The following is a 22,390-nucleotide window of genomic DNA, read 5'->3' on the forward strand; positions in this document are numbered from 1 at the left end:
ATTCGTAGATTTTAACGAATGAAAAAAATATTCAGCTCAAGAAAAACTAAAAAATTCCTAGGTGTTTTTTTAGTTTTATGTACCACTTCAATTTACGCTCAAGAAAAACAACTAGATACAACAAAAGTAACTCAACTTGATGAAGTATTAGTAGCAGCAGTAAGAGCCAATTCAAAACAACCCGTTAGTTTTACAAATATGTCAAAGACAGAAATTGCTAAACGTAATTTAGGTCAAGATATTCCAGTTCTCTTAAACTACCTTCCTTCCGTTGTTACAACTACCGACGCAGGTAATGGAGTGGGATATACAGGAATAAGAGTAAGAGGTAGCGATGCAACAAGAGTAAACATTACTATTAATGGAATTCCATATAATGACTCCGAATCTCACGGAACTTACTGGGTAAATATGCCTGATTTTGCATCATCATTACAAAACATTCAAATTCAAAGAGGAGTTGGAACTTCAACAAATGGATCTGGTACATTTGGAGCAAGCATAAACATGTTAACTGATTTAGCAGCAGAAGAGGCTAATGGAGAAATTTCAAACTCTTTCGGAAGCTTTAACACAAGAAAACACACCGTTAAATTTAGCACAGGCAAGATGAAAAATGGCTTTGAACTTTCTGGTAGAGTTTCAAATATTCATTCTAATGGCTATATTGACAGAGCCTCTTCAGACTTAAAATCTTATTTCCTACAAGGAGCCTATTTTGAAGGAACGACACTCATTAAAGCATTGGCTTTTGGAGGTAATGAAAGAACATATCAATCGTGGAATGGAATTGACAGAGAAACTTTCAACACTAACCCTACATTCAATTCAGCAGGAATGTTTACTGACGAGTTTGGGAACACACGCTACTATGACAATGAGACCGACAATTACCAACAAGATCATTATCAATTACATTGGAATGAAAAATGGAGCGAAAACTGGAATAGTAATTTAGCAATTCATTATACTAGAGGGAAAGGTTATTATGAAAACTATAAAGAAGATGCAGACTTCTCAGATTATAATTTACAACCTGTTTTTGGAGTAAGCACAACCGATTTAGTACGCCAAAAATGGTTGGATAATGATTTTTACGGTACTACGTTCTCTACAAATTACAACAAAAATAATTTTGATTTAATTTTAGGTGGAGCATGGAACAAATATGAAGGAGACCATTTCGGGAAAGTAATATGGGCACGATATGCCTCTTCTAGCGAACTAGGAGACAAATATTATGATGATTATGGCATAAAAACAGATGGAAATATTTTTGCTAAAGCTAACTACGAATTACCTTTTGGACTTAGCATTTTTGGAGATTTTCAATATAGGACTGTTAATTACAAGGCAAACGGCGTTCAAGCTAACCTTTTAAATGATACTTTTAATTTTTTCAACCCAAAAGCAGGTCTTACCTATAAAATATCCAACAAACAAAAAGTTTTCTTTTCTTATGCAAGAGCTAATAGAGAACCTAACAGAACCGATTATGAAAATGGAAATCCAAAACCTGAACAATTAAATGATTTCGAATTAGGCTGGAAGTTAAATACTGAAAAAACGAAATTAAATATTAACACTTATTTAATGCTCTACAGAGATCAACTAGTTTTAACTGGCGAATTAGATGATGTAGGCGCACCAATTCGCAACAATAGTGGTGACAGTTACAGATTAGGGTTAGAAGTGGAAGCTACAGTAATGCTATCTAAAAACTGGATCATAGCTCCCAATTTCACACTTAGTAAAAATGAAAATTTAGATTTTTACACAGAGAATTCGGGTGCTTTAGAAAACATTGGCAACACAAACATTGCCTATTCTCCTGAAATTATTGTTGGTAATCAACTATTTTATACCGGATTCAAGAATTTTCAATTAGGCTTATTATCTAAATTTGTTAGCGAACAATACCTTAATAATACCAATGACAAAACAGGCATTTTAGCCGATTATTTTGTGAATGATTTCAACTTAATTTACACTCTACCTATAACAAAATTTGCTAAAGAACTTATCTTTATTGTAAATGCAAATAATATTTTCGATAAAAAATATGCTTCCAACGCAGCTGATTATGGTGGAGGTTACGTATATTATTACCCTCAAGCTGGTGCAAATATTATGGCAGGCTTAACTATTAAATTCTAACAAAATAACAACAACTCTAATAAAAAAAATCCGACTCAGGTATGAACTGAGTCGGATTTTTTTATATTCTAATCATTTTTCTACTTCACTAAACCTCTTGAAATTACAATACGTTGAATTTCTGAAGTTCCTTCATAAATTTGTGTAATCTTTGCATCACGCATCATTCTTTCTACGTGATATTCACTTACATAACCATTTCCACCGTGAATTTGCACTGCATCATTAGCCACTTCTAAAGCAATTTCAGAAGCATATAATTTTGCCATTGCACCAGAGTGAGCAATATCTTCTCCTGCATCTTTTTCGGCAGCAGCTTTGTGAATTAACAATCTAGCAGCAGTTATTTTAACATGCATATCTGCTAACTTGAAAGCTATTGCTTGGTGTTGAAAAATTGGTTTTCCAAAAGTAACACGCTCTTGAGCATATTTTAATGCTAATTCATAAGCTCCTTGAGCTATACCTAAAGCTTGAGAAGCAATACCAATTCTTCCACCGTTTAATGTTGACATGGCAAAAGCAAATCCGAATCCATCTGCACCAATTCTATTTTCTTTAGGAACTTTTACATCATTAAATAATAAAGTATGTGTATCAGAACCTCTAATTCCCATTTTCTTTTCTTTAGGTCCAACTTCAAAACCAGGCATTCCTTTTTCTACTATAAGAACATTAATACCTTTGTGACCTTTTGCAGCATCTGTTTGTGCAATTACTAAATAAGTAGATGCTGTTCCACCATTAGTAATCCAGTTTTTTGTTCCATTTAATAAATAATAGTCACCCTTGTCAATTGCAGTGGTTCTTTGAGATGTTGCGTCTGAACCTGCTTCTGGTTCTGATAAACAAAATGCACCAATAACATCTCCTTTGGCAAGTGGTGTTAGATATTTTACTTTTTGTTCTTCTGAACCATATTTTTCTAATCCAGCACACACTAGTGAATTATTAACCGACATAATTACAGCAGCAGAAGCATCAACCTTAGCAATTTCCTCCATTGCTAAAACATAAGAAATACTATCTAAACCAGCACCACCGTATTTTGGGTCAACCATCATTCCTAAGAATCCAAGATCTGCCATCATTTTTACTTGCTCCGCAGGAAATTTAGAGTGTTCATCTCTTTCTATAACCCCTGGTAATAATTCTGTTTGAGCAAAATCTCTAGCAGCCTGCTGAATCATTAATTGCTCTTCTGTTAATTTAAAATCCATATTATGTAAATAAAGTTCTAGTTTTTCTAAAAAAAGTTCCCAAATGTACTTATTTATTAGCAATTTTTCAATAACAAATTGTATTTTTAACCCATGTTTAAAGATAATTATAACGTCGTAGGTGTAATGTCGGGAACTTCACTTGATGGAGTAGATTTAATTTATGTTACACTCTCCTTTTCAAACAAATGGAACTATATCATACATTCAACTGAAACCATCCCTTACTCTGAATATTGGTTTTCAATGTTATCAAAATCAGTGTATTTTTCTAAAGAGGAACTTGAAAAATTAAACGAAGACTACACAAAAGAATTAGCTCGGATAATTACACATTTTATTGACAAAAATAAAATTTCTGACATTGATGCTATCTGCTCTCATGGCCATACTGTTTTGCATCAACCGCAAAACAAAATTACCTTACAAATTGGAAATTTAGAAAAGATTGCTAAGCTATTAAACAAAACGGTAGTTTGCGATTTCAGAGTCCAAGATGTACAACGAGGAGGTCAAGGTGCTCCATTAGTTCCTATAGGTGATCGTTTATTATTCCCTGAGTACAATTATTGTCTAAACCTAGGCGGTTTTTCAAATGTTTCTTTTGAAATGAACAACAGAAGGATTGCTTACGACATTTCACCCGTTAACACTGTTCTTAACTTTTATGCTAACAAAATAAATCTACCTTATGATAATAGAGGTTCAATTGCAAAGAGCGGAAATATTAATGAATCGCTTCTAGAAGATTTAAATTCAATTGACTTTTACAAAAAATCATATCCAAAATCTTTAGGGATAGAATTTGTACACGAAACAATATTTCCAATAATAATGAGATATGATATAGCTATAAAAGACATCTTAAAAACATTCACAGAACATATAGCTATACAAATTAACCATCAAATAACACAAAAAAGCGCATCACTTTTAATTACTGGAGGCGGTGCTTATAATGATTACCTTATTGACCGTATGCGTTTCCATTTGCCAAATATCAACATCGTAATTCCAAACAAAACTATTTTAGAGTTTAAGGAAGCTCTTGTTTTTGCATTACTTGGTGTTTTAAAATTACGCAATGAAAACAACACATTATCATCTGTAACTGGTGCAAATACAGACCATTGCTCAGGAAACATTTTCAACCCTTAAATACACTATACTGAATATCAATACTTTTAAATATTTAACAATTTGTTACATATTAATAAAAAATTTGAAATACACATAATTAATAAGATTATGTATATTTGTAAAATTCAAAACAACCATTTTAAATGAAAGATTTATTAAAAAAATTCGAAAATAAAGAACCTGAAATAGTATTTAATTGGAAAGATCCTGAAACAGATGCAGAGGGATGGACTGTTATAAATTCTCTTCGTGGCGGAGCTGCTGGAGGAGGAACAAGAATGCGAAAAGGATTAGACATGAACGAAGTACTTTCACTAGCAAAAACAATGGAAGTGAAATTTTCTGTTTCTGGCCCAGCAATAGGCGGTGCAAAATCAGGAATTAATTTTGACCCAAATGATCCTCGTAAAAAAGGCGTTCTTGAAAGATGGTATAAAGCCGTTTCTCCATTATTAAAAAATTATTATGGAACAGGAGGAGATTTAAATGTTGATGAAATTCACGAAGTAATACCAATGACCGAAGACTGTGGAGTATGGCACCCACAAGAAGGAGTTTTTAATGGCCATTTCAAACCTACTGAAGCAGACAAAATTAACAGAATTGGCCAATTACGTCAAGGTGTTATAAAAGTAATCGAAAACCCTAACTTTTCACCAGATGTAAACAGAAAATATACTGTAGCCGATATGATTACAGGATATGGCGTTGCTGAAGCTGTTCGTCATTTTTATGACATCTACGGTGGCAATGTGAAAGGCAAAAAAGCAATAGTTCAAGGATTTGGAAATGTAGGATCTGCTGCTGCTTTCTATTTAGCAGAAATGGGTGCTAAAATCGTTGGAATTATTGATAGAGAAGGAGGTCTTATTAACGAAAACGGATTTACTTTTGAAGAAATAACTAAACTATTTTTAAATAAAGACGGAAACAAACTTGTTGCACAAGACATGATTCCTTTTGAAGAAATCAATGAAAAAATATGGTCGATAGATGCACAAATATTTGCTCCATGTGCCGCTTCTAGATTAGTTCAAAAAAGTCAAATTGATCGCATGATTGCTTCTGGACTAGAAGTTATCTCATGTGGTGCCAATGTCCCTTTTGCAGACAAAGAGATTTTCTTTGGTTCCATTATGGAAGAAACAGATTCAAAAGTTAGTTTAATCCCTGATTTTATTTCAAATTGTGGAATGGCTAGAGTTTTTGCCTATTTCATGGAGAAAAAAGTACAAATGACAGACGAATCTATTTTTTCTGACACATCAAACATTATTAAAACTGCAATTCAAAAAACTTACGACTTGAATAGCGAAAAACAAAACATAAGTGCTAGAGCATTTGAAATTGCTTTAAAACAACTTATCAAATAAAAACTATTAATCAATGGAAATTTTATTAATTATCATATTTGTGCTTGGGTATTTAGCTATAGCAATGGAGCATACGTTAAAAATCGACAAATTAATACCTGCACTTGGAATGATGGCTCTTCTTTGGGCAATTATAGCAGTAACACACATGGATGTTTTTGAAGTAGATACTGCTACAAAATCATTAGTTCCACATCACATAGAAGGCATCCTACTGCATCACCTCGGCAAAACTGCCGAGATATTAGTTTTCTTAATGGGAGCAATGACTATCGTTGAAATCATAGATTATTTTGATGGGTTTTCAACCATAAAAGGATACATTAAAACAACGAATAAAGCAAAATTACTTTGGCTTTTTACAACATTAGCCTTTATTTTATCTGCAATTATAGATAACTTAACAGCTACAATTGTATTACTTACAATATTACAGAAAATTATAAAAGAAAGAGAAATCCGTCTATGGTACGCTGGACTTATAGTGATTGCTGCTAATGCGGGCGGAGCATGGTCTCCAATCGGAGACGTAACCACAACAATGTTATGGATTGCGAATAAAGTTTCTGCCTCTCAATTAATAATTCATGTTCTATTGCCATCTATTCTTTGCTTTGCAGTGCCAACATTAATCGCTTCTAGAATGTCCATATTTAAAGGTTTCATAGAACAAGACCTTAATGATGAAAAATCAAAATCAAAATACAGCGCTATAATGTTTTATATGGGATTAGGAGCAATTCTCTTTGTACCAATTTTCAAAACAGCAACACATCTTCCACCTTATGTTGGAATGATGTTATCTTTAGCAATTGTAGCTACTTTTGCCGAATATTTTAGTAACACCAAATTCTCTATGGGTGAAGCGTCAACAGATGGAGGACATCATAGCCCTGTTCATAAATCGCTTTCGAAAATAGAAATGCCTAGTATTTTGTTTTTCTTAGGAATTTTAATGGCTGTAGCCGCACTAGAGTCACTTGGAATGTTATTTAATTTCGCTGGAGTTTTAGAAAACACAATGCCTTGGCTTGGTACTGAGTTAGAATCTACAAAAATATCAGATTTAGTAGTTTTACTTTTAGGAGCTGGTTCTGCTGTTATTGACAACGTACCACTAGTAGCAGCAAGTATAGGAATGTTCTCTATTGGATCAGATGAACCTGCTTGGCATTTTATTGCCTATGCAGCTGGAACAGGTGGAAGCATGTTAATCATTGGCTCAGCAGCTGGTGTAGTTGCTATGGGAATGGAAAAAATAGATTTCTTTTGGTATCTTAAAAAAATTGGATGGCTTGCCCTAGTTGGATTCATAGCAGGAAGTATTGGATTCATTATCCTTAGAGATTTCCTATTAAACGTAGCTCATTAAAACAATTTATTTTCAATTCATTCGTTATATAATAAAATTAAAACATGAGTATATTTCTTCAAGCGGATAGCTTAGCTGTTGCTAATCAAATTTTAACAGAAGAGACACAACCAACCGAACAAACTCTTTCTATTTGGGAATTGTTAACAAGTGGAGGTATTGGTGGTCAAGCAATCATTTTAGTGCTGTTTATATTATTGTTTCTAGCACTTTTTCTCTATTTTGAGAGAATTATGGCTATAAATAAAGCTAGCAAGACAGATTCTAATTTTATGAATAATATAAAAATGAATATCATGTCGGGAAAAATTGATGCTGCAAAAATGCTTTGCGCACAGACAGACTCTCCTGTAGCTCGGTTAATCGAAAAAGGAATTTCTCGCATAGGCAAACCTCTTGAAGATATTAATACTGCCATTGAAAATGCTGGTAATCTTGAATTATATAAATTAGAAAAAAACACCAGTATGCTTGCAACTATTTCAGGAGCAGGCCCAATGATTGGATTCTTAGGAACGGTACTAGGTATGATCCTTGCGTTTCACAAAATGGCTAGTGGTGGCGGACAAATAGAAGTTGGCTCTCTTGCCGAAGGAATTTACACCGCAATGACTACCACTGTTGTTGGACTTATAGTCGGAATTGTAGCATTCATGGGTTACAATCATTTGGTTGTTAAAACCAATAAAGTTGTGAACCAAATGGAAGCTAATGTTGTAGAGTTTTTAGATTTACTAAACGAACCTGTATAATGAAGTTAGGCAAAAACAAAAATAAAGTATCAACAGAATTCAATATGTCTTCTATGACAGACATTGTATTCTTACTATTGATATTTTTCATGCTTACTTCAACCATGGTTACTACTAACGCATTAGATTTAGTATTGCCCAAAGGAAAAGGAAAGACGGACAGTAATAAAAGTATTTCTGTGAGCATAGACAAAGACCTAGTTTTTTATATCGACAAAGATAAAATTGACGAATTACAGCTCGAAACACAACTCTTAGCCTTAATGGCTAATACAGAAAACAAAGCAATTGTTTTGAGAGCTGAAAAATCCGTACCACATGAAAAAGTTGTATATGTTATGGATATAGCTTATAGAAATGGTATTAAAATGGTGGTAGCAGTAAGTCCAAAATAAAAAAGAATGAAATTATTAGAAACTCCAGAAGAAAAAAAATCATTTGTAATAACAAGTGTAATACTTCTAATACTATTACTAATTTGCATTTTTTTCGGATTAACATCGTTAAACCCACCACCTGAAAATGGAATTGCAATAAATTTTGGAACAAGTGATGTAGGCCAAGGAGAAATCCAGCCTACAGAACCTGTCCAATCTGCACCACAAAATTCTCCATCACAACCAGAAACAACCCAAGAAGAAGACCTACTTACAGACGATAATGAATCTCCTGTTGTTGTTCAACCCAAAAAAACACCAACAAAACCTGAAAAACCAACAGAAACAAAACCTAAAACCAAGCCAACTCCCAAACCTTCTCAGCAAACCAATAGTGCTCTAAACAGTATCTTAAATGGCAAACCTTCTGACGGCTCTGCTCAAGGTGGTCACGGAGAGGACGGAATTGCTGGAGACAAAGGAGACCCAAATGGGAGCATCTATGCAAATAGTTTTTATGGAAATGGCTCTGGAAACGGAATTGGCTCTGGAAATGGGACAGGATGGGGATTGGCTGGAAGAAAATTAGCTGGAAACACAAAAAAAGTACAAGATTGTAACGAATCTGGAACAGTAGTTGTAAAGATTTGGGTAAATAGAAACGGTAATGTTATCAAAGCAGAACGATCTCAGGGCACAACAAACACAAACCCTTGCTTGGTTAAACCTGCATTGGAAACCGCAAAAACCTTTAAATGGCAACCCGATTCTAATGCTCCAGAAACTCAAATTGGTTTTGTAGTTATCAACTTCAAATTAGGAGAATAAAATATATAAAGCTTTATGAACTATAAAGAAACTACTGAATGGCTTTTCAGTCAACTACCCATGTTTCAAACTCAAGGAGCCATAGCCTATAAAAATGACTTATCTAACATTACTCTATTAGATAATCATCTAAAAAACCCACATAAAAACTTTAAAACAATTCACGTAGCTGGAACTAACGGTAAAGGATCTACCTCCTCTCTTTTAGCATCCGTTTTACAAGAATCTGGATTAAAAGTAGGATTATACACCTCTCCTCATCTAAAAGACTTTAGAGAGCGTATAAAAATTAACGGAAAATTAATCCCTGAAAAGTTTGTTATCGATTTTACAGCCAACAATAAGCTTTTTTTTGAAGAGAATAGCCTAAGTTTTTTTGAAATGACGGTAGGCATGGCTTTTCAATATTTTTCACAAGAAAAAGTGGATGTTGCAGTCATTGAAGTTGGAATGGGAGGAAGACTGGACGCAACCAATATTATTAGTCCATTGCTTAGCATTATAACAAATATCGGATTAGACCATACTCAATTTTTAGGAAACACCTTAGCACAAATTGCTTTTGAAAAAGGAGGCATTATTAAAGAAAACATCCCTGTTGTTATTGGAGAAAGCACAAAACAAACTAAACCAGTATTTAAAGAACTCGCTAAGGCTAAAAACACGTCTATAATCTTTGCAGAAGATCTAACTCATGAAAACCTACCTTGTGCCTTACTTGGAGATTACCAAATTAAGAATAAAAAGACTGTCCTCACTGCTATTGAAAAATTAGAACCCCATATCAATATTAGTCAAGAAAACATCCTTGACGGGTTTATGAACGTCATTAAAAACACAGGATTGTTAGGTCGTTGGCAACTCTTAAACAAAGAACCCAAAGTTATTTGCGATACTGCACATAATACTCATGGGCTAAAAATTGTTTTAGATCAAATAAAAAAAGAAAAATTCAACACCCTACATTTCGTTTTAGGCTTTGTAAACGACAAAGATATTGACTCGGTTTTGCCTTTATTTCCAAAAAATGCAAAATATTATTTTTGTTCTCCAAATATTTTTAGAGGTTTAGACGCTACCATTCTACAAGAAAAAGCAAGCAAACATCTCCTTAAAGGAAACATATACAGCTCAACAACAGAAGCTTACAACAAAGCAATTCAATCAGCTCAAAAAGAAGATTTCATTTATGTTGGAGGAAGTAATTTTATTGTTGCAGAAATTTTATAATTTTTTTTTCTAAAAAGTTTGCAGATATAAATAATCCTTGTATATTTGCACTCGCAATACGGAACTAACCGCAAGCAAACAAAAAAGGGCGATTAGCTCAGCTGGTTCAGAGCACCTCGTTTACACCGAGGGGGTCGGGGGTTCGAACCCCTCATCGCCCACAAAAAATTAAATCCTACAGCAATGTAGGATTTTTTGTTTTATAATGACTTATTATATTTCCAAATATGAATCAAGGATCAAGTCCAATAGCTTGTAAACCTCTTTGTTTTATGTTTTCACTACTTTATTATGCTGTTTGTGATAAACTCTAAAAAGTCTGGTGGAAGATTTATATTAATATTGTAATACAAAAAATGGAAGTAATATATGTTTTAAATATACTTAGAAGGATTTACTTAATTAGTTTTCGGACTTTATTGTTGAATAAAAAAGCGGTCTAAAGTAATTTACAACTGCTTCTCTACTTGTTATCATTAGATATTTTATGGTTAAGCTGTATTAAATTGCAATATTTATTCAATTTATTAGTAGTTGTTTATGTTTTTTTTTTCAACCACGCAATTAAAGTGTTTAATACTCGAAATGATTGTTACGTTTATTTTTTATTGTTGTAGTAAAAGATGTTCGAAAACACACATTACTGTACTTAAAAACAATTAATACAGCTTTGCTTTTAATTAAGATAGTCTAATATTTAGTTTTTTAACCCTTAGGAACTAATAAAAATCATTAAAAAAAGACGCCAAAAAAATGGAATAATATAACTAGATTCACATGTAACTAAGGATTTCTTTTTTTAAATTGTCGTATTCACCTTGAAGGATTAAGCCATTATCAAGAAGGCGTTTGTAATTTTGCAACTTTTCAAATAACTCATCTTGCGATAACTCACTTAGTTTTCTTTCGATAACGTTATTATTCTTTCCTTGAAATTGAAAAAACTCTTCATTTTTGGAAGATGTGGAAGGTATTATTTCTGTAAAATTAAATACTTCTTCAGTTTGAATTTCTTGTTCTTGGATTATTGTATTGTCTTTTACTTCTTCATTTGGAATTTCTTCTTCAGGAATAACTTCAATAATATTTGAAGAGAGGTCTTTTTGTAAAGATTCTTTTAAAAGTGGATTTTTTATTAAACCCAATTGTTCTTTAGCAAAAGTATATAACTTTCTAGCTTGATTTTTTGGTAAATAATCTATCGTATGTGTAAGCTCAGACTTTGTTGAGAATGTAAATTCGGAACCAAGTATTCCTTCTTTTACAAAAGTTGCAGTGATATCCTGCCAATCATAGTCTATAAATTCCAATGAAAGCCCAAGGTTTTTTGGTTTACATAAAATGACTCTTTTATTAGTTATGATTATACTATCAGGCAAAATTGTTACTGCAGGTTTTTTTTGAACTGCGATATACCCTACAACTTCATTTGTCATTAGAAGGTTTTCTAATTTTGCTGTGATTTTTTCTATTGATTTTGGATCTTGGTCTTCGTTAAGTATTTTTTTTAGATTATCAAACATAGCTTTATGCATAAAATTATTACAACAAAAGTAGTTTGTATTTTTGAAATATTTATTGCATATGCATACTATTTTTTCAAATTTAATTTAAGTGTAATAGGTTTATCTATAGTGTATTGCAATTTGAAATATTTGTCCTAATATTTTTAGAGAATCTCTCATAGATAATTTAGAGCCATCGGCATGTATCCACCTTTTTAAAGGTTGTTCACAGATTAATTCTTTAGCTCTTTTAGTTCCATATACTTTTTTCATTCTCATGAATATCTCAACATCAAATAGCCATTTAGTTAGGAATTTCTCATTGAATGTTTTTTCAATAATTTCTTTTGTCATGATTTTGGCACCACATTGAGTGTCGTTTATTTCCATACCTAAAGTTTTTCTAATTATAAAGTTTATGGTTTTACTTATGATTGCTCTTGCTGACTCTTTCGTAATATTAGCCCCCATTCTACTCATTCTAGAGCCACTTACAATTTGAAAATCCGTTGTGAAAATTGTGGTGGCTAAATCTTGAAAATCATCAAAGTTTGTGGAAAGATCTGCGTCTAAAAATCCGATATAATCATATTCATCTTGCTTTGCTAGATGAAGCATTCCTAGCCTTACTGCTTCTGCCTTACCTCCGTTTTTCTCACAGTCATAGACGCTAATGTAATCTTCATGTCCTTTTCTTAATTCGTGCAAGACCGCTAAAGTATTATCTTTACTACCATCATTCACAAAGCAAATATGATAGCCTAGATTTTTTCTTGCAAAAGCTTTAAATTCATCTCCTAAAAGTCTTTTTTCTTCATTATAACACGGAATTACAATCCCAATACAGCCTTTTTGTATATATCTATTATTGTTTGAATCTATTACTAAGTCTGTATTGTAAGTTCGTGCTGCACCAATTAACCTTTTCACACGTGCTCCGATTTCTAATAGACTAACTGGTTTTTTCATATAATCTATTGCACCAAGTTCAAATCCTCTTGAAATGATTTCTTCAGTTGTGTTTCCAGATAAAAACATAACTGGTATATCATCGTTTTTTTCTTTTTTTATATGTTTTACTATCTCTAAACCTGGAGCGTCTTCAATGAATAATTCTTCATTATTTAAAAAGTTTTTGGTATCAGTCAAAGGCATATTCATATCGGTAATTACCAAGTCGGGAGAAAAAATTTCATACTGAGTAATACCGTCAACAACATTGTTAGCCGTTTGAACTTTGTACCCAAGATCTGTTAGCCATTTTTTAAGAGATAGTAATACTAGTGTTTGGTCGTCAATAATTAATACTTTCATGAGGTTGTTAAGATTAAATTATTTATATGGTTTTCAATGGGTTGATTGTGTCTTTAATATAAAATTACTTCTTTTTTGGATAAGAACATAATATCAAAATGTTTTTTAATTAGGAAATGAATAATTTAGATAAAATTGCTTTTTTATTTTCTTTGAAAGAGTTTCGCCCAAAAAATTGTTTTCAATAGCTAAACATAACCACATACAATATTATAAATAATTATTAGATGTAATGGTGTGTTTTTATTGTATTATTTGTTAAATTTTTAATTTATTACTGATAATTTGTAAAATGTATTGCTGTTTAGTTCACAAATATGGGTTGTGTTATTATATTTACATATATGTTTGGTTTTTAAATTATCGCTGTGAACGAAAAATCTAATAAATATTTGATTGTTGCTTTGTTGATAGGTATCGTATTTCATTCTAGTGCAATTTTTTTTACACTTGAAGAAACATATGATGCTTTAATACATATGTTTTTTGCCAACCACTATGCTAATAGTTGGTTTGAACCTTGGAATTATAGTTGGTACACTGGATTTACAGTTTTAGGATATCCGCCTTTGGTCCATCAAACTATTGGAATTCTTTCATTAATTGGTGATTTAAAATTTGGCCTTTTTACAGTTGCAATAATTGGTGTAGTTCTTTTTATTACAGGAGTTTTTCGTTATACGGTTACAATTACAGGAAATAGAACAGTAGCAGGCTATGCAGCATTAGTAGCTGTTTTTTCTTCATCTTTTGTTGAAACATTACATATTTTTGGACAATTACCTAGTATCATCGGTGTTTCAATTTTAATGCATTCTATCCCTGAAATTTATCTTTGGATTAAAACTGGTCTAAAAAAATATTTATTTACTTCTTTATCACTTCTTGCAGTTACGGTGACATCTCATCATGTTACACCAATTTTCGGAATGGTATTTTTTATTTTTCCTTTAATTGGTATGGTAATTATGGATGCCGCACGTGAAAAAGTTGGGTCATTTGAAAAAATAAGGTTCAGATTATTTCTACAAACCTTTTTTAAACTTTTTAAAAGGATTGTAATATTTGGTGGCGCTTCTTTATTTTTAATTGTTTTTTGTATTCTACCTTATTGGATTAATTCGAAAAAAAACCCAATTACTCAAGTTCCTATTCCACATGGTAGTAGGGATAATTTTTTCGAAGTAACTTCCTCTGGATTAATGTTTTTTGTTATTCCTTGGGGAGTTTTGCTTTTTGTTTTTCCTTATGTTTTATATCGTTATTATAGTAGAAGATACCTGTTTTTTGGGCTATCAATAAGTTTGTTGTTTATTTTAGGGACAGGTGGAACTACACCAATTCCGTTAAAAATACTAGGGGAAAATGCATTTAATATTTTAACTTTAGATAGGTTCACGCTTTGGGCTTCAATAATGTGTTTGCCAATTTTTGGAGAATTTATGTATCGTTTTGTAGAAGGTGATTTAAAATTGGCTATTCAAAATAAATTCGGGTCTGTTTATCATAGAGTTTTAGGATTACTTTTTACTGGTTCTTTTTTATTTGTAGCTGTATTTACTATTACCTTAGGTTATTTTAGACCTTTTCAACCACAAAAAATCAATTTTCTACCAATAGTAAATTTCCTTAATCAAGACCAACACGATCAATGGAGATATTTACCATTAGGATTTGGTGATCAAATGGCTGTTTTATCCTCTCAAACAAAAGCAATGACTGTTGACGGAAATTATCATTCAGCTAGAAGATTGCCCGAATTAACATCTAGGGCGGTTGAACGTTTAGAGAATTCAAAATTCAGAGGATTAGAAGGAATTGGCTCTTTACAACAATTTTTAACTGTGCCTGAAAAGTATAATCTAAAATATGTTTTTTCAAATGATAAGTTCTATGATCCGATATTGTATTTCTGTGGTTGGCATCGATTAACTCAGTTAGAGAATGGGATTATGGTTTGGGAAAAACTAAATGTTTCACCTCTTCCTAAAATATTGCCTAAAGATGATGTCCCTCTTTTTCAGAAGTTAATGTGGGGAATTATTCCTTTTATAACTGTTATAGTTGCATTTGTTCTTAACGTCCAAATGATTTTTTACCAAGCATTGAAGTTAAGGATAATTGTAAAACCAGACTTCTTTAAGTATAGTATTCCATATAATGAATTTAGAAAAAAATTAATGACATTTCTTCATTTTTGGGTTGTAATTGTTTTGAGCGGTATAAGTTTTTTTCTCTATCAATTTTATATCAATAATACAGCACAACTAAGCCCGCAAAATGTTGTGAAATCCTATTATGATGCACTTGATTTTAAATTTTTTGAAAAGGCTCATTCTTATATAGATCCAATGAGTAATTTAAGTTTGCCTCAATATATGTTGGAAATTGCTGTGTTAGACGGTGTACTTAATTCTTACGCAAAATTAGATGCAATAAATATTAAAGTAACACAGAAAACTCCTAAAAAAGCGTTTGTAGTAGCTACTACTAAGTGGGTTACGCCTTTGGAAATAATTGAAAAGGAATATAGACACGAAGTTATTAAAAGAAAGGGAAAGTGGTATATTTTACCTTCAAAACTCGATTTAGATATTCCTCCAGATCAATTTATTTTTAATAGTGGAACAGAATTTTTTAAGCATGGTAGAAGAAAGATTTCGACGCAACAAACCTATCATGATGATGTTTTAAAACAGCCAGAGTTAGAAATTCTTAATGCAACATTAATAAGGAAACATAATGAATACATAATTATTGGTGAGCTCCAAAATATTGATAATTCTCCAGCTGATGTAATTTTAAAAGCTACGTTGTATAATAAAAATGATAAGAAATTAGCTTCATATAATTCAAAATATGTAATTAAACATAAACTAATGCCAAAAGAGATTACTAGTTTTAGAGTGAATTTTGAAGATATTGCTTGGTTAAAAAGTTCAGATGTTAAACCAACGACATTCAATCCCAATGAATTTACACCGTTAAAAATTGAAGAATTACCAAAAACATTTGATATCCAAGCTGCTGGTAACGTTGCTGTTACTGATTTATACACGCAAGTATCATTTTCAGATCTACATTTAAATGATAACCAATTAAAAGGGACTTTATTTAATTTTGGAATACAAGAAGTAACTATTCCTGAATTATTAATTTCTTATTATAATAAGAACAAAGAATTGATATATGTTGATCATTACTTTTTACCTGAGGGTATAAGGGTGCAACGTAAACAATATTTTACATATAATTTGTTAGATTTAACAAATTGTGTTATTTTACAATCTTCCTTAGAAAAATGTTATGTGAATGGTTTACCAAATGGTAATTTGGCTGCAGCAATAGTCCCCAATAGAAAGAAGAACCAGTCGGAAGAACAATTGCAAAAAATAGAAGGAAAAGGATTTGATTTTATTAAAATTGAAGTGAATAACTATATAGGGAATCCAAGATAATGAAAAAGAAGATGTTTTTGCTCTGCCTACTATTTTTCTTCATTTTGATTGCTTTTAAAAAAAGTGTCATTAATGAAGATAAATTAGTTGACTTCTCTTTTGTAACAAAAAAATCTTCATATGTAGCAGGTGAACCAATTGAGTTAAGGTTTAAAATAGATAAAAATCAAGAAAATTTAGAACTATTTCTAACGCATTCCTATAGCAAAACAGTTCTCTGTCCACAAATTAAAGGCAATATGGCTATTTTTAAAATTCCAAATTTGCTTAGCAAAAAATCAGGAATAGTTTCTTGGTACTTAATTCATAATTCTGTTGAAAAGCTTAAAGGTAAGTTTCAAATTTTTCCAAACGATACTACTCCAACACATATTGAGAACTATCTTGGTCCTAGGACAATTTTAACAGGGAATAATCATTTCACAATGCTTGTTGTTGTTCCTACTGATAGTTATGATAACCCAAAAAGAAATAATTCTAAGGTTGAGATCAAATATCAATTTTTAAATTCAATTAGTAGTGTTTCTAAGCTAACAAAAGACTTTATTGCTTGGGAGAATATATATGCGCCTACAAAATCAGGAAAAATGGTAGTTTCTAGTCGTTGTGATAGCACTTCAACTAAAGAGATTGAAACAGAAATTTACCCATCGATACCGACCGATTTCAAAATAGATTATTCTAGAAATCATGAGTACGCAGATGGTAACCAAATTACAACAATATATACTTCAATAATTAAAGATAAATACGACAACATCGTTAGTGATGGGACTTTTGTGAATTTTCACATAACAACCAGTGAAAATATGGTATTAAAGAGCTATGGGACAACTATTAATGGAATTGCTAAAGGGCAAATATTGCATCCAGACCATGCTGAAACCTATAAAGTAAAAGGATATGTTACAGGAATGGCGGAGAGTAATAGTGTTTCAATTAATTATAAACCAATCATTAAGTCGTTTAGCATAAAGTTTATTAATAATAATAGAACAATAGTTGTGGGCCCAATTAAAAGTTTTATGAAACAGTTAGTTCCTGATGGTATTAAAGTAGTTCTTAATGTCTATCATGGAAATAAACTTGTAAAAAATTTACAAGAGGATACTTCAAAAGGGTGTGCAACATTTACTATTTCATCTGAGTTTTATAAAGAAAATAGTTATCAATTTGAAATTATCGCATTAGGAATTGTTCAAAAAACTGAAATTATAAAATATGAATCTAATAAATAATAAAAACATATATAGAGCTGTACTAATTATTTCATTTATTGGACTTAATATTTTATTGCTTTTAGGGCTTAGTAGAATATTGGAATATTTAAATTCTGGAGCAGATCGTTCAACTATGCTTCACTTAGAGAAAGAAACAGTTTCAACATATTTGCCAAAGGTGAATTGGATTTCACTTAAAAATCCTGCTAGAGAGATGGAGAAAAGTACGTTAAATAAAATTGAACGTGATTATCTTTTCGCTTGGTACATTAAAAATAATGCATTTCAAAATAATGATAGTACAGGAATAGACGACTTTTATACTCAGAATACTAGAATAAATTTAAAGAACACTATTGCTTATAATAGAAAAAATAATATCTCAATAGAAAGCACAACATTAAAACACAATCCAAAATTAGAATTTTATAGTGAAGATGGCCAGCAAATTGTATTTACGGATAAAAATGTAATTGAATTTCAGAAAGTATTTAGAAATAAAAAATTAATTGCAACAGTGCAAGATACAGCAACATATAAAGTCTTGATGTTGTTGGAAGATGGATTTTGGAGAATTAGGCATTTTCAAAAAATGGAAAAAGAAAATTGGTATATTGGTGACAAAATATCGAAAAGTGTTTTTACTGTTTCAGAAAAAAAAATAAAAAAAGGAACTGTCGATTTTTTGGTTAAAGGAATAAATTATTATCCTAAGAATTCAGCTTGGGACATGTTTGGTGTTAATTTTGATACCGATACGATTGCTAAGGATTTTGATATCATTACCAAGGCTAATTTAAATACTATTCGTATTTTTCTTCAATATGAAGATTTTGGTAAAGCTGAAGTTTTGAATGACAAATTAAATAAATTAAAAAAAACACTTGATTTAGCCAAGGAAAAGGAACTTGCGGTTATTGTTACTTTGTTTGATTTTTATGGAGATTATTCTCTAAATAGTTGGACTCTTACACATAGGCATGCAGAAAAGATTGTTTCTCATTTCAAAGAGCATGAAGCAATTTTAGCTTGGGATGTTAAGAATGAGCCCAATTTAGATTTTGATACTCGTGGGAAAGATAATGTCTTAAATTGGCTATCTCAAACTATAAATGTGATTCGAGAAAACGATCCAAATCATCTAGTAACAATTGGTTGGTCAAATTCTGAATCGGCAATAAATCTAGAGAAAGACGTAGATTTTGTATCTTATCATTTTTATAATCCAATTGAACAATTTGAGTCCGAATTTACCACTTTGGAAAAGGCAACTCAAAAACCAGTAATGCTTCAAGAATTTGGTTTAGAATCTTATAAAGGTTTTTGGAATTGGTTTGGGAATAATGAAAATGATCAAGCCAATTATCACAAAAAAATGCAAGCAATATTTCAAAAAAATAAATTGGCTTTTCTTTCATGGACATTATATGATTTTCCAAATGTTCCAAATGCGGTTGTTGGGCGTTGGCCATGGCAAAAACAAAAACAAAAGAAATTCGGATTCATTGATGTGAATGGGAAGCAAAAAGAATCATTTAAGTACATTTCAAATTAACACAGTATCAAATACCAATTTCTTTAAAATGATTGATATATAAATCTACAATTTTGTCCATAGACAATGCAGAAGCTGCTTTGTAATTTGTCATTGCAATTTTACGTCTATATTCATCATCATTGAAAATGGTAGCTATAGCTTTTGCCAAAGAATCTGCACTTTCTGGATTAAAAAATTCGCCAGCATATCCTTCTTCTTTTACTAATAGGCTTAAATCACCTAAATCAGGCATAATAACTGCCTTTCCATAACTACCTGCTTGATGTAATACACCAGAACTACCTGTTGTAGCAGTATAAGGAAAAACTACTACTGTGCATTCTGTAAAGATTCTTTCAACATCATTTTCTTCAACATAGCCTGTAAAAATTAATCCTTCCGTTTTTTCATATTTTTCTTTTATAGCTTGCAGGTATCCAGGAGTGTTTGGACTGTCGGTTCCTGCAATTACAATTTCTATTGGCTCTTTGTACTTTTGTTTAACGATAGCAACTGCTTCAATTAAAATTTCCACTTTTTTATATGTTCCAAATTTACCAAATGCCATAACTTGTTTTGGACCAGGTTTGAGATCAAAATTGATAACTTTTGGAGTTTCAAACGTTCCATGTGGAATTAGAACTATATTTTTTGCTTTGTATTTCTCTTCTAAAATGGATACATATTTACTTATCGTTACGGCTACTTTGTTTGCCTTTAATAGAAAACGCGTTAAAGTTGTGCCTATAAAATTATAGATTTTTTTAGCAATTTTGTTAGACGTGAAGCCTGCACTATCGAGATCTACTTGTTCTAGTATATTATGCAATAATACAATGTTTTTATAGCCAAAAAGACGTAATATCATTGGTATCATTAAACCTAAAGCCGCAGGAATTTTTTTGTCTCCAAATTTCATAAATTGAAGATTGAAAAGGATTGCATCTGGTTTTTCTCTAAATACTGTTTTTAGAATTGAAAAAAAGTTTAAATAGCTGTTAAAAGACCAACAGTCTTTAACTTTTACTTTGTCGCTTTTTTCAAAATCTAGCTGTTTGGGTTCCAATGTTCTATCGGATAATAATAATAACACTGAAACATCTTGTTTCAAAACAAAATTTTTGACTAAATGATAGCCATATTCATTTAAGGTTACTTTACTAGGTGGGAATGCTGTTATGATGGCTAGTTTCATAGGCTTGTTTTTAAATTTTTCGATTAGTTAATGGTTAATTAACAGCAGCTTTTCTGTTTTGAAGAAAGAAATAAAATACTTGAAAAAATAATAAAATAACCATAGCAATAATTTGCATGTGAACTACTTCTTCTAATGAATCATGAAATGCAATTATAAGAAATATTTGCGTGCAACCTAAAACGGCAGAAACAACTACAGGGAAATATTGGTTAATAGATAAAAAATAATATGCAAAAATATTTGCAATTGCAAAAAGAGAGGTAGCTAATGCATATTTCCATAATAAAAAAGCAATTGAAATATAGGCATCTCCAAACATGATTTTTATAACAAATTCAGGAAAGAGTGCCGTGAAACAAACAATACTAGAGGATAGAATGCCTATGTAGGTTACATATTTTATAAGAATAGGTAATGTGTCTTTTCCTTCTTTTTTCATTTGAATAACTTTAGGAAGTAATAACATTACAAACATCCAAGCCACAAAATAGACTACACGACCAATTAGTGCTAAAGATGCATATAGACCAGCGTTTGTATTGTTGAAAAAATGTTTTACAAGGATAATGTCGCTATTGTTAATTATAATTTGTGTTAATTCATAAAAAGCAGTGATTGCAAAAAAAGTGATAACCGCTTTTTTATCAATTGAAGTTGTTGTTGGTGAAAGTTTTTGTGTAATGCTTTTCTGAAAAGGATATAATCCAAAAACGAAAGATATAATAATACCTAAGGCAACAATTATAGAAGGAGAAACTTCTGTTACGAATAAAACCGCAAGAATGGTTAGACATAAACGGCTTAACATTTCTGTGGTATATGTTTTCGAAAGTTCGTTAAATTGATTTTTTCCCTGAAATAGCCCTCTGTTAACACTCATTAAGAAATACAAAGGAATACCTAGACCGAATAATAAAAACATAGTAGCAGTTTCTGTATGAAATACTATTTGTAAATGTGCACTAAAAAATGAAATCATCACTCCAAAAAGTAATCCAAATAATAAAGCATATTTTGAAATGAACTTTATAAAAAGAGAAAGTTTATCATTCTCGAAAAGCACTGCATATTTTGCTGTAACAATTTGGAAAGTCATTCCAATAAATGATAAAACTAATAATAAAGTAATTAGAATTGCAGCATCTGCAAACTGTTCTGGCCCTAAAATTCGACCAAGAAGTAAATTGTATGCATAATTGCCTGCATTAACAATTAATATGGTTAACATAAAGAATTGTTCTTGCGTAATTTGTTTGTAATCAAATGAAAGAAGTTTGCTTATCAATTTCATGTTAACATAAATTTTGTATTAAAATTAACACTTTTATTATGATATTTTGCAATTATTTTAAAATATAATTTAGATTTTCTTTGTCAAAAATGGAATTTACTTTTTTATTTTGCTTGCCAATGATATAAAGTATTTTATTGTTTTCAACTGCTTTCTTATATAATAAAGCAATTGTTTTAGCAGCAATACGGTCCATTTCAATAATTTCATTTAATGAAATAGTAATAGTGTTAGATTGGTCAATAAGTGTTTCAAAGTGATTCTTGAAATCTTTTGTGTTTTTTGAATTAAGTGAACCATTAATTTCAAAAACACCTAAACTATATTTAATTTGTAGTGCCATCTGTTTATTAATTTGTTTGATAATAGTATAAAATTCTTAATTAATTCTGTGAAAGCGTAGTGTTTTTCGATGAAT

17 protein-coding genes and 1 tRNA gene are annotated in these 22,390 nt (G+C 31.1%); 12 read left to right on the plus strand and 6 right to left on the minus strand.

Annotation, left to right across the window (positions count from 1 at the left end):
* Positions 1-18 precede the first annotated feature (18 nt).
* Complete coding sequence (locus tag ACZ49Z_RS04415) at positions 19-2,157, plus strand: TonB-dependent receptor (RefSeq protein WP_464306985.1); 2,139 nt, start codon at positions 19-21, stop codon at positions 2,155-2,157.
* A gap of 80 nt (positions 2,158-2,237) precedes the next feature.
* Here the strand turns inward: ACZ49Z_RS04415 and ACZ49Z_RS04420 are convergent, their stop codons facing one another.
* Positions 2,238-3,377, minus strand: coding sequence for an acyl-CoA dehydrogenase (locus ACZ49Z_RS04420; protein ID WP_464306986.1), 1,140 nt, complete (start codon positions 3,375-3,377; stop codon positions 2,238-2,240).
* A gap of 93 nt (positions 3,378-3,470) precedes the next feature.
* Here ACZ49Z_RS04420 and ACZ49Z_RS04425 point away from each other — a divergent pair, with 93 nt between their 5' ends.
* The 8 genes from ACZ49Z_RS04425 (at position 3,471) to ACZ49Z_RS04460 (ending at position 10,610) form a co-directional block, all read left to right on the plus strand.
* Positions 3,471-4,535 carry an anhydro-N-acetylmuramic acid kinase gene (locus ACZ49Z_RS04425; protein WP_464306987.1) on the plus strand — a complete coding sequence of 355 codons (1,065 nt, stop codon included), beginning with the start codon at positions 3,471-3,473 and terminating at the stop codon, positions 4,533-4,535.
* Between the two features lie 125 nt (positions 4,536-4,660).
* Complete coding sequence (locus ACZ49Z_RS04430; RefSeq protein ID WP_464306988.1) at positions 4,661-5,890, plus strand: Glu/Leu/Phe/Val dehydrogenase dimerization domain-containing protein; 1,230 nt, start codon at positions 4,661-4,663, stop codon at positions 5,888-5,890.
* 13 nt (positions 5,891-5,903) lie between these two features.
* The gene (gene nhaD, locus ACZ49Z_RS04435) at positions 5,904-7,262 is read left to right on the plus strand and encodes a sodium:proton antiporter NhaD (protein WP_464306989.1); all 1,359 of its coding nucleotides are present in this window, start codon (positions 5,904-5,906) and stop codon (positions 7,260-7,262) included.
* Positions 7,263-7,306: 44 nt separating this feature from the next.
* On the plus strand, positions 7,307-8,014 hold the full coding sequence (locus ACZ49Z_RS04440) for a MotA/TolQ/ExbB proton channel family protein (protein ID WP_464306990.1): 708 nt from the start codon (positions 7,307-7,309) through the stop codon (positions 8,012-8,014).
* Positions 8,014-8,409, plus strand: coding sequence for an ExbD/TolR family protein (locus tag ACZ49Z_RS04445; protein ID WP_464306991.1), 396 nt, complete (start codon positions 8,014-8,016; stop codon positions 8,407-8,409). Before ACZ49Z_RS04440 ends, ACZ49Z_RS04445 begins: the two co-directional genes overlap by 1 nt.
* Before the next feature lie 6 nt (positions 8,410-8,415).
* Entirely contained in the window at positions 8,416-9,219 is an 804-nt protein-coding gene (locus tag ACZ49Z_RS04450; RefSeq protein ID WP_464306992.1) for an energy transducer TonB, read from the plus strand.
* Positions 9,220-9,234: 15 nt separating this feature from the next.
* Positions 9,235-10,449, plus strand: coding sequence for a bifunctional folylpolyglutamate synthase/dihydrofolate synthase (locus ACZ49Z_RS04455; RefSeq protein ID WP_464306993.1), 1,215 nt, complete (start codon positions 9,235-9,237; stop codon positions 10,447-10,449).
* An 86-nt stretch (positions 10,450-10,535) separates the two neighbouring features.
* Positions 10,536-10,610, plus strand: a tRNA-Val gene (locus ACZ49Z_RS04460).
* A 612-nt stretch (positions 10,611-11,222) separates the two neighbouring features.
* On the opposite strand, the gene ACZ49Z_RS04465 is transcribed toward ACZ49Z_RS04460, so the two are convergent.
* Together ACZ49Z_RS04465 and ACZ49Z_RS04470 are read right to left on the minus strand one after the other, a co-directional pair.
* Positions 11,223-11,972, minus strand: coding sequence for a PH domain-containing protein (locus ACZ49Z_RS04465; protein WP_464306994.1), 750 nt, complete (start codon positions 11,970-11,972; stop codon positions 11,223-11,225).
* 102 nt (positions 11,973-12,074) lie between these two features.
* A complete protein-coding gene (locus ACZ49Z_RS04470; protein WP_464306995.1) occupies positions 12,075-13,268 on the minus strand; it encodes a glycosyltransferase in 1,194 nt (397 codons plus the stop codon).
* 368 nt (positions 13,269-13,636) lie between these two features.
* On the opposite strand from ACZ49Z_RS04470, the gene ACZ49Z_RS04475 reads away from it, so the two are divergent.
* From ACZ49Z_RS04475 to ACZ49Z_RS04485, 3 genes are read left to right on the plus strand one after another with little or no spacing between them, the layout of a single operon-like run.
* Positions 13,637-16,726: a hypothetical protein gene (locus ACZ49Z_RS04475; protein WP_464306996.1), complete on the plus strand. Its 3,090-nt coding sequence runs from the start codon at positions 13,637-13,639 to the stop codon at positions 16,724-16,726.
* Positions 16,726-17,964, plus strand: coding sequence for a hypothetical protein (locus ACZ49Z_RS04480; protein ID WP_464306997.1), 1,239 nt, complete (start codon positions 16,726-16,728; stop codon positions 17,962-17,964). The genes ACZ49Z_RS04475 and ACZ49Z_RS04480 overlap by 1 nt, the downstream gene beginning before the upstream one ends.
* Complete coding sequence (locus ACZ49Z_RS04485) at positions 17,948-19,501, plus strand: glycoside hydrolase family 2 TIM barrel-domain containing protein (RefSeq protein ID WP_464306998.1); 1,554 nt, start codon at positions 17,948-17,950, stop codon at positions 19,499-19,501. Before ACZ49Z_RS04480 ends, ACZ49Z_RS04485 begins: the two co-directional genes overlap by 17 nt.
* A gap of 7 nt (positions 19,502-19,508) precedes the next feature.
* On the opposite strand, the gene ACZ49Z_RS04490 is transcribed toward ACZ49Z_RS04485, so the two are convergent.
* The 3 genes from ACZ49Z_RS04490 to ACZ49Z_RS04500 are packed head-to-tail and all read right to left on the minus strand — an operon-like array spanning position 19,509 to position 22,315.
* A complete protein-coding gene (locus tag ACZ49Z_RS04490; protein WP_464306999.1) occupies positions 19,509-20,678 on the minus strand; it encodes a glycosyltransferase in 1,170 nt (389 codons plus the stop codon).
* Positions 20,679-20,712: 34 nt separating this feature from the next.
* Positions 20,713-21,972 (minus strand): oligosaccharide flippase family protein, encoded by a 1,260-nt coding sequence (locus ACZ49Z_RS04495; RefSeq protein ID WP_464307000.1) that lies wholly within the window; start codon positions 21,970-21,972, stop codon positions 20,713-20,715.
* A 52-nt stretch (positions 21,973-22,024) separates the two neighbouring features.
* Positions 22,025-22,315, minus strand: coding sequence for an STAS domain-containing protein (locus tag ACZ49Z_RS04500; protein WP_464307001.1), 291 nt, complete (start codon positions 22,313-22,315; stop codon positions 22,025-22,027).
* Positions 22,316-22,390: the final 75 nt, after the last annotated feature.

The sequence above is a fragment of the Flavobacterium sp. KY-23415 genome (genome assembly GCF_055384985.1).

Bases quoted from the DNA above. Each gene is read 5' to 3' on its own strand.
- nhaD (WP_464306989.1), top strand. From the start codon at position 5,904: ATGGAAATTTTATTAATTATCATATTTGTGCTTGGGTATTTAGCTATA.
- ACZ49Z_RS04420 (WP_464306986.1), bottom strand. From the start codon at position 3,377: ATGGATTTTAAATTAACAGAAGAGCAATTAATGATTCAGCAGGCTGCT.
- ACZ49Z_RS04465 (WP_464306994.1), bottom strand. From the start codon at position 11,972: ATGTTTGATAATCTAAAAAAAATACTTAACGAAGACCAAGATCCAAAA.
- ACZ49Z_RS04480 (WP_464306997.1), top strand. From the start codon at position 16,726: ATGAAAAAGAAGATGTTTTTGCTCTGCCTACTATTTTTCTTCATTTTG.
- ACZ49Z_RS04445 (WP_464306991.1), top strand. From the start codon at position 8,014: ATGAAGTTAGGCAAAAACAAAAATAAAGTATCAACAGAATTCAATATG.
- ACZ49Z_RS04485 (WP_464306998.1), top strand. From the start codon at position 17,948: ATGAATCTAATAAATAATAAAAACATATATAGAGCTGTACTAATTATT.
- ACZ49Z_RS04495 (WP_464307000.1), bottom strand. From the start codon at position 21,972: ATGAAATTGATAAGCAAACTTCTTTCATTTGATTACAAACAAATTACG.
- ACZ49Z_RS04490 (WP_464306999.1), bottom strand. From the start codon at position 20,678: ATGAAACTAGCCATCATAACAGCATTCCCACCTAGTAAAGTAACCTTA.
- ACZ49Z_RS04455 (WP_464306993.1), top strand. From the start codon at position 9,235: ATGAACTATAAAGAAACTACTGAATGGCTTTTCAGTCAACTACCCATG.
- ACZ49Z_RS04470 (WP_464306995.1), bottom strand. From the start codon at position 13,268: ATGAAAGTATTAATTATTGACGACCAAACACTAGTATTACTATCTCTT.
- ACZ49Z_RS04430 (WP_464306988.1), top strand. From the start codon at position 4,661: ATGAAAGATTTATTAAAAAAATTCGAAAATAAAGAACCTGAAATAGTA.
- ACZ49Z_RS04500 (WP_464307001.1), bottom strand. From the start codon at position 22,315: ATGGCACTACAAATTAAATATAGTTTAGGTGTTTTTGAAATTAATGGT.
- ACZ49Z_RS04450 (WP_464306992.1), top strand. From the start codon at position 8,416: ATGAAATTATTAGAAACTCCAGAAGAAAAAAAATCATTTGTAATAACA.
- ACZ49Z_RS04415 (WP_464306985.1), top strand. From the start codon at position 19: ATGAAAAAAATATTCAGCTCAAGAAAAACTAAAAAATTCCTAGGTGTT.
- ACZ49Z_RS04425 (WP_464306987.1), top strand. From the start codon at position 3,471: ATGTTTAAAGATAATTATAACGTCGTAGGTGTAATGTCGGGAACTTCA.
- ACZ49Z_RS04440 (WP_464306990.1), top strand. From the start codon at position 7,307: ATGAGTATATTTCTTCAAGCGGATAGCTTAGCTGTTGCTAATCAAATT.